Below are 10,136 nucleotides of genomic sequence, written 5' to 3'. Positions count from 1 at the left end.
TTCGCGCCAGCGGGCCGGAGGCCTTAAGCCCGCCCTGTACTGCGAAGCAGTCAGGGTCGGGTAGTTTACGTCTCGAATCAAAGTAGTGCGCAGAGGTGCTGGGATCAAAATCGCGTGTGAGCAAATCTGCCAAAGCTGCCTGCTGCTCTGGCGTAAGCCGCCGCAGATAGAAATCCAACTGCCGGCTCACCGTGCCATTGTGAGCAAACTGGGCCAGATCCTCCACGGGCAAGGAGAACTCAATCAAACAAAGGCGGCAGAAACACCCCCAAGCGCTCTGCACCCCCCATCTGGCCCAGACCGAAGAAAACTGTCCCCAATCCCAGAGCCAAGGCCAACAGTCTCCGTGGCCAGTTCATGCCTAGAGTACTCCCTTCGAACTGGGGATCCCTTCTTGTCGGCGGGGATCCCGTTCTACAGCCATGCGCAGGGCACGGGCAAACGCCTTAAAACTGGCCTCGACAATATGGTGGGCGTTGAGACCGGCAGCCTGGCGAATGTGCAAGGTAAGCTGGGCGTGGTTGACCACCGCCTGATAAAACTCCCGCACCAACTGGGTTTCGTAGCGGCCAATGCGCTCTGTGGGCAGCTCCAGGCCATAGCTGAGGTGAGGGCGACCCGAAAAATCCAGCACCACCTGCACCAGGGCTTCATCCAAAGGCGCCCAAAAATGGCCGAAGCGATGAATGCCCCGCCGATCCTGCAAAGCCTGCGCCAGAGCCTGTCCCAGCGTGATGCCCACATCTTCGTTGGTGTGGTGATCGTCGATGTGCAGATCCCCTATGGCCTTGATCTGCAGGTCGATCAGCCCGTGGGTGCTGAGCTGGGCCAGCATGTGATCCAAAAAGGGGATCCCGGTGTCGATCTCGTAGTGGCCGCTGCCATCCAGGTTCAGACGAATTTGAACATCCGTTTCCCCGGTGCGACGGTGAACAGAGGCCGTTCTGGGCTGGAGCAGGCGCGAGGAGTCGTTCGCGTCAGCGGTGCGGAGCACTTTGGCAGTCATGGGAAAAGTATCGAAGCAGGCGGGAAGTCCCAGCTCTAGGATCGCACAAGCCCGCCGCCATCGACACCTTCACCCATGCAGCAGGTGAGAATCCCTTCTCTGCCGGGGATCCTGATCCCAGCCCCCTGGACACGGGGATAGGTGTGACAGGGATCCCCTACAGGCAAGCCGGTGGGGCCGATCCTCTGCGCCCTCACCCCTTGGAAGAGGGGAGCTAGCAGGTTCAGCGGGATTTGAAATAGCCTATAAGACAGCTTCTCCCGAAATCGCTGTAGATTGCTGAAGGAAATTGTTGAAAAGGGGGTTGCCGTTTGCAGGATTGGCAGCAGATTCAGCGCGCCCTCAAGCAACACTGGGGTTACGAGAGGCTGCGCCCACCGCAGGATCAGGTGATCCGCGCTCTGCTGGACAAGCGCGACGCGCTGGTGGTGTTGCCGACGGGGTTTGGCAAATCCCTGTGCTTTCAGCTAGTAGCCCTGCTGCAAACAGGGGTGACGCTGGTGGTCTCGCCCCTGATCGCCCTGATGGAAGACCAAGTTCAGGATCTCTGGAAACGCAAGCTGCCGGCAGCCTGTCTCCACAGCGAGCTGGATCCAGCCCTGCGCAAGCGGGTGTTGAAGGCCCTTGAGGAAAACCGACTGCGCCTGCTCTATCTGGGGCCGGAGACCCTATTCAGCCCCCCCGTTTGGCAACGGCTGCAACAGCCTCAGGTGCAAATCAACGGCCTGATCGTGGATGAGGCCCACACGTTGGTGCATTGGGGGGGATCCTTCCGGCCCGACTACCGCCGTCTGGGATTGCTGCGCCCGGCTCTGGCCCCGGTGAAGCCCTCTTTTCCCATCGCCGCTTTTACCGCCACGGCTGACCCCCAAACCTGCAGCCGCCTCAGCCAAATCCTGGGGCTGCGGGATCCGGAGCACATTCGCGCCGATCCCCTGCGGGCCAACCTCTCCCTCAATGTGGCGATAGCCTGGAGCCCGGCGGATCGCCGTCGTCGTCTGCTGCGATTCCTGGGCGAGAATCCCGGGTCGGGTCTGGTCTATGTGCGCACCCGGCGGGATGGGGAAGAGCTGGCCGAGTGGCTGGGCCGACAGAACTTGAAAACCGCCACCTATCACGGGGGGCTGGAAGCGCGATCCCGCCGCCGGCTAGAACGATCCTGGCTGCAGGGGGAACTGCGCTTTCTGGTCTGCACCAACGCCTTCGGCATGGGGATCAACAAGCCGGACGTGCGTTGGGTACTGCACTTTCATCCCCCGCCCACCTTGATGGATTATTTGCAAGAGGTGGGGCGAGGTGGTCGGGATGGTGGCCCTTGCCGGGCCCTGATGCTGGTCTCGGAGCCGACGGGCCTGCTGGATCCCAGCGATCGCCGGCGCCAAGCCTATTTCTATTCCCAGCAGGAGCGCCTTCAGGCCCGAGCACGCCACCTGCTGCAAACCTTGCCTCAGCAGGGATCCTACGCCGACCTGCCGCCTGGAGAGGCACGGGTGGCCTTGGGTCTGCTGCAGGAGATGGGCTGTTTGCGGTGGCCGGATCCCTTTCACTTTCAGGTGTTGCACCGCCGTTGGCAGCCTTTAAGACGAGAGGATCCCTGGCAAGGGATGGAAGCCCTCATCCACGCCCGCGGCTGTCGGTGGCAGGCGATCTTGCCCTATTTTGGCTACCCTGGGGAGCAGCCCGGCCTGCCCTGTGGCACCTGTGACCGTTGTCGGCTTTCTCGTTAGCCCTCAACAGCCCGCTGCGAGCCGCAACCGGCAGGAGTGGCTATCATGATCTGCGTTTCTGCAAAGGGAGCAGTTCCCCTTGCTGACGAACTTTCGGCTGTGCCTATGAGTGTTTCCGGATCTCCGCTCGAGGAACTTGACCGACCCTTGTCCCTAGCCCGGCAGGTGGCGCAACTGTTGGTGGTGCCGGTCTCGGCCCGTCTGGGATCCCAGTCTCCTCCCCGAGAGATCCTCAAACGGCTTATCCAGGAGGTGGGGATCGGGGGCATCTGGCTCACGGATGGCCACGTGGCCGAGGCCCTGCTGCTGATCGAGGAGGCCCAGTCTTGGGCGGCTCTGCCCCTTTTGGTGGCAGCCGAGGTCGGGCGGGGGCTGGCCCTACAGGGGGCTACCTCTTTTCCCCATCCCCTGGGGTTGAGCCGTCTGGGATCAGAGGCAGAACGCTGGGCCGAGCAGTGGGGGCGGATCACGGCGCGGGAGGCGGCGGCCATCGGCATCAATTGGTTGCTCAGCCCGGTGGCAGAGCCGCTGGGGGAAGGGGCGCTGGCGGAGGATCCCCTGTCTGCTTTGCAACTGGCGCGAGCTTTTGTGCGCGGATGTGAGCAAGCCACCCCGGGCAGCACAGGCGGGATCCTAACCACAGCCAGCTCTTTTCCGGGCAAAGGCTGGAGGGATCCGGTTCAGGCCGGACTGAAGCCATCCCCAAAGACAACAGACTCCCCCTGGTGCCCCCGATTAACCCTGACCCTAGCCCAGCTCCAAGAGGGACCTTGGCTGCCTTTTCGAGGTTTGGTGGAGCAGGTGGGGGCGATCTTGGTTTCCCACGTGGTGCTGCCGGAGTGGGATGAGCGCTGGCCTATCACCCTGCTGCCGGGGCGGCTGACCCAACTGCTGCGCCAGGAATGGGGGTTTGGTGGGCTTATCGTCGTGGATAGCCTCGATCAAGGCTTTCTGGCAGAGCTGGCCGTTCGCGTTAGCGGGACGGAGTCCTTTCCCAACTCATTGGCCGTGCGGGCTTTCCAGGCCGGTGCCGACCTAATTTTGGCCCCCCCCGATCCGATGGCATCCTTGGCAGCCGTTTTGGAAGCGGTGCAACAGGGATCCCTCAGCACAGACCAGCTTGCCCAGTCGGTGACGCGGGTGCTGCGGGCCAAACAGCGAATCCTACCTGCCGCCTCAGCTCTCCTCCAACAGGTGTGGCCGGCCTTGGCGGAAACCGACTTCAGCGCCCTTGGCGGATGGATGGGGGCCAGGGATCCCACGGATCCGGCCCTCAACCGTGGCTCTCCAGCCGAGCAACTGAAGCCTTTGCTGTTGGGGGATCCCATCTCCAAGGACAAGGACTCCGTTCCGCGGACGCGAACGGCGTTGGGAAAGTTGTTCAACAGGCGCTCCCACCTGACCTCTGCTCTGCACAGAGCCGCACAGCTGGGATCCCTCTTGGCCGAGAAGGATATTGCTCCCTGTCAAGCGGCTATGGCCCGTGGTGGCGTGGAAGGAGGCCGGCCCCTCGGCCCGCCCGCAGAGCCCGGATGGTTGAACTGGATCTGGCAGGATCCCCCCTTGGGTGCTGCCGATGTGCAGTTGCAATCTCCCGCCCTGCATGTTCCGGCTGCCTTAGGCATGCTTCCTGTGCTCAGCGATGCCCTTACCCCCCTGCCTTGGTTGGAAGCCGCTCTAGACAACGCCCCAGGGTTGATTTTCCAAGGTTTCCTTGGGGATCCCTTGCCCAACTATGTGCTGGATTGGCTGCAACAGCATCGGGAGCGGGTGGCAGCCGTCGTCATTTATGGTAATTTATCTCTCTACCGTCGCCTGCGGGCGCACTTTCCATGGGCCAATGCCATCCACAGCCTCAACCGGGATCCCTGGGCCCAAGCGGAGGTGATGGAGCGGCTCTTTCCCAACCGTCCCCCCTCAGAGGGATCAAAGTCTCACGTGGCCCAGCCAACCATTAAGAAAAAGTAAATACCTTTACAGATTATTGGCAGGGAAAGGCTCCTGAGTTATCGTGTTGGTTGAAATGTAAAAGATTGAAACGGTTTCTCTCAGCGTTGTCTGTGTCTCCCTCCCTCTCAGAGACCACTCAATCCCGCAGCAGCCAGTCATCAACTGGCAGTTGCGTCGGCTTTGAGCAAAAGCGACTTCAGCCTTCATCCCAACAGCGTTTACAACCCTTCCTCAAATCCTTGCAGCGATTCTTTACAAGTGTCTGGTCTCAAAAAACTCGGCTGGGTCTTGCCCTCCTCGGTCTAGGGCTGGCGATATTGACCTGGGCTTGGCTAAGTGCTGAGGCTCGTCTGGATCCCTACACGGAAGCCGTCCTCAGCTTACAGGGGCAGGTTAGCCATGGTGCATCCTTGTTTGCCCTCAACTGTGCAGCCTGCCACGGAGAAGAAGCGGATGGGCGAGTGGGGCCCAGTCTGCGGGGGGTGAGCAGCCGCCGCTCGGATCGGTTTATTATTCAGCAGGTGACCGGTGGCAAAACGCCTCCCATGCCCCAGTTCCAGCCGGATCCTCAGGAGATGGCAGATCTGCTCAGCTACTTGAAAACCCTCTGAGGCCGTTTCATGGGCCTGGCCCAGCAGCTTGCTTGCTATGCTCTCTGGCTGGCCTCCGTATTCGCTTTTGCGGAATGGTTGCGCTCCCGCCAGGTGGACGGGGAATGGGTGCGCAAGGCCATTCACATTGGTGTGGGCAATATCATTTTGTTGGCTTGGGCTTTGCAAGTGCCTCGCTGGCTAGGGGTGGGATTCTCTCTGGTGTTTGCCGGCTTGGCGCTGCTCTCCTACCGGGTGGCCATCTTGCCCAGCTTGAATGGAGTCGGTCGCCGCAGCTTTGGCACCTGTTTCTACGCCGTCAGCATTGGCCTGCTGCTGTTTTGGTTCTGGCGTCCCCAGCGACAGGTCTTCGCGGTGATCGGCATATTGGTGATGACGTGGGCCGACGCCTTGGCAGGGTTAGTGGGCAAAACTTGGGGCAAACACCCCTACCAACTGGGATCCATTCAAAAAAGCTGGGAGGGATCCCTGACCATGTGGGCGGTGAGCAGCTTGGTGATCGCGGCTCTGCTGCTGGGGTACTTTGGCTTCTCCCCCCCTTTGCTGGCCATCAGCCTCTTGGTGGGGGGGATAACCATGGGGCTGGAGGTGTTCTCTTGGTGGGGGTTGGATAACCTGACCGTGCCCCTGGCCAGTGCCGGCCTCTGTTTTGTTCTGCTGCAGATCCTCAACTATTTGTAACGCTTGCTACGGAACGTTCCTCTCCGGTTCCCGGCGGTATAGTGTGGAAACAGCCCTTGCTTCTCTTCGCCATGGCTGCAAGTCCTGCGCTGGCCTCTTCTGCCCCTCCCTCTCCCGCCCACATCTGTCCCTTTGCCCAGGCTTGTAGCTACCTGGATTGGGCAGCTCGCGAGCTGAAGCTGGATCCCGGCTGGGTGGCGATCCTCAGCACCCCCCGCAAAGTGGTGACGGTGGCGATCCCCGTGCGGCTGGACAACGGACACATCCAAGTGCTGGCGGGCCATCGGGTGCAGCATTGCAACGTTCTCGGCCCCTACAAAGGGGGGATCCGCTACCACCCAGCGGTCACCCTTGAAGAGGTCTCGGCCTTGGCGATGCTCATGACCTGGAAATGTGCCCTTATGGGCATTCCCTACGGTGGGGCCAAAGGGGGGATCCCTATCGATCCGAGGCGTTATTCGGTCTCGGAGCTGGAGCGCATTACCCGCCGTTATACCAGCGAGCTGATCAAGGATATCGGCCCTGCAGAGGACATTCCCGCTCCAGACATGGGAACTTCTGCCCGTGAGATGGCCTGGATGATGGATACCTATTCCATGAATGTCGGGCATGCGGTGCCGGGAGTAGTGACGGGCAAACCTCTCTCGATTGGGGGATCTCGGGGGCGAGAACTGGCCACCGGACGGGGGGTGATGATCACCGTACGGGAAGCCTTGGCCCGACATGGTGGATCCCTGGCAGGGGCAACGGTGTTGATCCAAGGCTTTGGCAATGTGGGCGGGGCAGCGGCCAGCTTGCTGCATCAGGCAGGAGCCAAAATTGTGGCGGTTTCCGGCAGTTCTGGGGGCCTTTATAACCCCAAAGGACTGGATATCCCCGCCCTCAAAGCCCACATGAAGGAACAGGGAGGCCGCATGGCGGGCTTTCCGCAAGCTGAGCCCATCAGCAACGCCGACCTACTGGTGCAAAAAGCGGACGTGTTGATCCCTGCCGCTCTGGAAAATCAAATTACCGAAGCCAATGCCCACCAAATTCAAGCCCGGATTGTGGCAGAAGCTGCCAACGGGCCAACCACCCTTGCCGCCGACCGGATTTTGGAATCGCGAGGGATCCAGGTATTGCCGGATGTCCTAACCAATGCCGGTGGAGTGGTGGTGAGCTATCTGGAGTGGGTGCAGGGACTCTCTTACGTCTTCTGGGATGAAGAGCGAGTTTATCAAGAAATGGAAGGTCTGATGGTACGTGCCTTTGAACGGGTGGTGCAGGAGGCAGAACGGCGGCAAGTGTCGCTGCGACTGGCTGCCTACACCCTAGGGGTAGGCCGAGTGGCGCAAGCCCTACAGGATCGCGGCCTTTACCCGTAGACGCTCCCCCACCTGGAGACCGGGAACTCTTGGCTCAACAAGCCCCCTTGCCAGGGTTCGGCTGCCCAAACTCTGCTGGAGGTAGTCCTTTTCTCAAGCCCGACGGCGTTCTTGCTCCTGCTTTTCCTGCTGCTGCCATTGCTTGAGCAGCTCTTTTGCCGCCTGTGGGGTAAAGTAGTCCAGCTCCATCAGCTTACGGTAGGTCAGAATTTGCCGCATCTCCAGGGGCATGTCTGCTTTTTGGTAGAAGTAGCGAATGCGATTGATGTTTTGCTCCATTTCGGTAAACTCTTGCTCCCGCTTCCTCTGCTTCTCCTGCTTGAGCACCTCATGGGGGGCAGAAAGGCGGTTGTAGTTAGGGATCCGTTGCGTGCCTGTGGTTTTGCTGGCAGCAGGCAGACGGTGGCCTCCGGTTTGTCGGCTGTTGGCCTTGTTGGAATTGAAGAAGAAAGAGAGCATCGGCAAACCTCACACAAACAGATAGACGGCCAGATAGACGGCGGCAGCTTAACGCCAAGTCAACAATATCAAGTTTAGGTGAAGAAGCCCGTGATCCCGATCCTTGTTGGAAAAACCCGTACTTCCGGCGCGGCGCTGTATCTCTCTGCTTTTCCCACCCCCGCGGATGGTCAAGGAAAAGCTGGGGTTTGGCCTCAAGCCAATCTATTCATGAGTCCAGCCTACCGTGTTTACACGGAAAATGACTGAGATCACGTCCGAGAGTACAAGGTATTTAAGTATCTTCACGTCCTTTTGTTCGGGATCCCTGTATCGGATGTACTTTCCCGCAGGCCGCTACAGGTGGGATTCATCTCCGCTCAGCAGCCAAGTGACCGATACCCCCAACGCCTTGGCAAAGGCCACCAGTTCCTTGTCGATGACGCGCCGTTTTCCCTTTTCCACCTGGCCAATCTTGACGTAGTCCAACTGCACACCGTACTTGGCCAAGCGACCCGCCAGTTGATCTTGGGTGAGTTGCAGCTTCTCCCGTACCCAGCGCACCCGTTCCCCAATCAAGTTGGCCGATGGATGGTGCCGGTCGTTAGACTCCATAGGAGCAGAAAGCCGTAAATATTCTTTTCCAGACTGAGGAAGTTGAGCGATCCTCACATGGTAGCCTGAGCTGGCAAGGTTCCCTTTTCCTGGGATCCCACCCGGCAGCCGTTGAGCTAACCGGCTCACAAACAAGCTTACCTCAAGGTCTAGATCGAAAATCGCTTACCGCTTTTTGGCGAGCGACCCCTTGCCTGCAAAGACTTGGCGGACGGGATCCCTGCTGTTCCCGCATCCAAGCGGAAAAATCTCCGGACAAAAAAGAGGGGCATGATCGATTTTCGCTCGCAGCAGCAGCAGAAACCTTTTTAGACTGGGAGATGAAGTTCTCTCCTCACCTGGCTGTGGTTTTTTCTCGTCCTCATCCTGAACACTCTGTCTCTTCGCCTCAGGAGTTCGACGATTTCTGGTTCGACCCTGAGTCTGCCCCTCAAGACGACCTCGCAGAAGTTGACTCAGAGCCAGGGGCCGGCGGATCCCGGTTGAATGAAGACGCTGTCGATCACTACCTGAATACCATCGGTCGCGTGCCCCGCATCGATCACGCTGAGGAAATCGAGTTGTCGCGCAAAATTCAGCAAAAGCTCCTCATCGACCAAGCCCGGCAGGAATGGCGGCAACAGCGGGGGGAGGATCCCAGCGATGAGGCTCTGGCCGAGGCCCTGCAGATTTCCGTATCCACCCTTCGCTCCCGCATCCGACAAGGGGAGCAGGCTCAGCGCAAGCTGGTCAACGCCAACCTGCGCCTGGTGGTCAGTGTTGCCAAAAAATACCTCAATCGGGGGGTGCCCTTTTTGGATCTGATCCAAGAGGGCAATATCGGGTTAATTCGGGCCACCGAAAAATTCAATGCCGAACGGGGGTTTCGCTTCAGCACCTACGCCCATTGGTGGATTCGCCAAGGCATTACCCGCTGCATTGCCAACCAAGCGCGGACGATTCGCCTGCCGGTACACATGGTCGACAAAGTACGCCTGCTCAAGCGCACCAACCGCGAGCTGATGAAGCTGCAGGGGAGGCGGCCCACCGAAGCGGAGCTGGCAGAAGCCTTGGGCATTAAAGTCAAGAAACTGCGCATGATCCAACAGGCTGCTGCTTTGCCCCTGTCGCTGGATGTGCCGGTCGGCCAGGAAGGAGAAAGCCGCCTTGGAGATTTGCTGCAAGATGAGCGGCAAGAGCAGCCCTTTCAAGGGATCCTCGTGCAATCCATGCAGCAGGATGTGCGTTCTGCCATGCAAACCCTCAAGCCGATTGAGAGGCAGGTGCTGGAGTTGCGCTATGGGTTAGATGGGCAACAGGCAAGAACCCTGCGGGAGGTGGGGGATCACTTCAACCTGACGCGGGAGCGGATTCGTCAGATCGAGCGGGATGCCCTGCGCAAGTTGCGGGTGGGCTATTCTTCGCGGGCTTTGGCTCAGTACATTCGCTAGTGGCTACAGGCCTGGCAGACCGATTTCCGGGCCAGCTTCTGCCCAGGGATAGCCTCTTTTCAATCTTCTTGGGTTGAACACCATAGCCCCTTGCAGCGGCGATGATAAGGATCCCTTATCTCCTGAGCCTATTGGGGCTGATGACCCCCCGGCTACCTCATCTTCACGACCAGAGCCAGTGGGAAGGACTTTGGCAGCTAACCTCTTTGGTCGTTGAGGAGTTGGCTGATCGGTTTCCTCTGGCGCTCAGCTAGAAATCGCAGGAGCCCCGCACTGTACCCGTAGGGTCAGTGCCGGGAGGAATGCGCTTTGAT

10 protein-coding genes are annotated in these 10,136 nt (G+C 59.7%); 6 read left to right on the top strand and 4 right to left on the bottom strand.

From position 1 onward, the window contains the following. Together NW840_RS09970 and hisB are read right to left on the bottom strand one after the other, a co-directional pair. Positions 1 to 226: alpha/beta hydrolase (locus NW840_RS09970; protein ID WP_414343984.1), on the bottom strand; the 226-nt coding region annotated here is incomplete at its 3' end. Positions 227 to 361: 135 nt separating this feature from the next. Beyond that, positions 362 to 1,006 (bottom strand): imidazoleglycerol-phosphate dehydratase HisB, encoded by a 645-nt coding sequence (gene hisB, locus NW840_RS09965; RefSeq protein WP_414343982.1) that lies wholly within the window; start codon positions 1,004 to 1,006, stop codon positions 362 to 364. A 311-nt stretch (positions 1,007 to 1,317) separates the two neighbouring features. Between hisB and NW840_RS09960 the strand changes: the two genes are divergently transcribed. The 5 genes from NW840_RS09960 to NW840_RS09940 all read left to right on the top strand — a co-directional run bounded on the left by NW840_RS09960 (position 1,318) and on the right by NW840_RS09940 (position 7,339). Then, the gene (locus NW840_RS09960) at positions 1,318 to 2,733 is read left to right on the top strand and encodes a RecQ family ATP-dependent DNA helicase (RefSeq protein WP_414343980.1); all 1,416 of its coding nucleotides are present in this window, start codon (positions 1,318 to 1,320) and stop codon (positions 2,731 to 2,733) included. A 147-nt stretch (positions 2,734 to 2,880) separates the two neighbouring features. Then, positions 2,881 to 4,701 carry a glycoside hydrolase family 3 N-terminal domain-containing protein gene (locus NW840_RS09955; protein WP_414343978.1) on the top strand — a complete coding sequence of 607 codons (1,821 nt, stop codon included), beginning with the start codon at positions 2,881 to 2,883 and terminating at the stop codon, positions 4,699 to 4,701. Between the two features lie 299 nt (positions 4,702 to 5,000). Then, positions 5,001 to 5,294, top strand: coding sequence for a c-type cytochrome (locus NW840_RS09950; protein ID WP_369791762.1), 294 nt, complete (start codon positions 5,001 to 5,003; stop codon positions 5,292 to 5,294). A 9-nt stretch (positions 5,295 to 5,303) separates the two neighbouring features. After that, a complete protein-coding gene (locus tag NW840_RS09945; RefSeq protein WP_414343976.1) occupies positions 5,304 to 5,975 on the top strand; it encodes a diacylglycerol/polyprenol kinase family protein in 672 nt (223 codons plus the stop codon). Between the two features lie 71 nt (positions 5,976 to 6,046). Continuing rightward, positions 6,047 to 7,339, top strand: a complete 1,293-nt coding sequence (locus tag NW840_RS09940) for a Glu/Leu/Phe/Val family dehydrogenase (RefSeq protein WP_414343974.1) — start codon at positions 6,047 to 6,049, stop codon at positions 7,337 to 7,339. 93 nt (positions 7,340 to 7,432) lie between these two features. Here the strand turns inward: NW840_RS09940 and NW840_RS09935 are convergent, their stop codons facing one another. Both NW840_RS09935 and NW840_RS09930 read right to left on the bottom strand, forming a co-directional pair. Continuing rightward, on the bottom strand, positions 7,433 to 7,798 hold the full coding sequence (locus tag NW840_RS09935) for a hypothetical protein (RefSeq protein ID WP_414343972.1): 366 nt from the start codon (positions 7,796 to 7,798) through the stop codon (positions 7,433 to 7,435). A 336-nt stretch (positions 7,799 to 8,134) separates the two neighbouring features. Next, complete coding sequence (locus NW840_RS09930; RefSeq protein WP_041436246.1) at positions 8,135 to 8,392, bottom strand: helix-turn-helix domain-containing protein; 258 nt, start codon at positions 8,390 to 8,392, stop codon at positions 8,135 to 8,137. Positions 8,393 to 8,712: 320 nt separating this feature from the next. On the opposite strand from NW840_RS09930, the gene NW840_RS09925 reads away from it, so the two are divergent. Then, entirely contained in the window at positions 8,713 to 9,822 is a 1,110-nt protein-coding gene (locus NW840_RS09925) for an RpoD/SigA family RNA polymerase sigma factor (protein ID WP_414343969.1), read from the top strand. The last annotated feature ends 314 nt before the right edge of the window (positions 9,823 to 10,136 follow it).

The organism is Synechococcus sp. R5-13 (genome assembly GCF_047462015.1).
Lineage (GTDB): Bacteria > Cyanobacteriota > Cyanobacteriia > Thermostichales > Thermostichaceae > Thermostichus.
This window is presented reverse-complemented; position numbering and strand designations above follow the sequence as displayed.

What these genes read in the sequence shown, in the direction of transcription:
- hisB (WP_414343982.1), bottom strand. Translation starts at nt 1,006, where the DNA reads ATGACTGCCAAAGTGCTCCGCACCGCTGACGCGAACGACTCCTCGCGC.
- NW840_RS09945 (WP_414343976.1), top strand. Translation starts at nt 5,304, where the DNA reads ATGGGCCTGGCCCAGCAGCTTGCTTGCTATGCTCTCTGGCTGGCCTCC.
- NW840_RS09940 (WP_414343974.1), top strand. Translation starts at nt 6,047, where the DNA reads ATGGCTGCAAGTCCTGCGCTGGCCTCTTCTGCCCCTCCCTCTCCCGCC.
- NW840_RS09935 (WP_414343972.1), bottom strand. Translation starts at nt 7,798, where the DNA reads ATGCTCTCTTTCTTCTTCAATTCCAACAAGGCCAACAGCCGACAAACC.
- NW840_RS09930 (WP_041436246.1), bottom strand. Translation starts at nt 8,392, where the DNA reads ATGGAGTCTAACGACCGGCACCATCCATCGGCCAACTTGATTGGGGAA.
- NW840_RS09925 (WP_414343969.1), top strand. Translation starts at nt 8,713, where the DNA reads ATGAAGTTCTCTCCTCACCTGGCTGTGGTTTTTTCTCGTCCTCATCCT.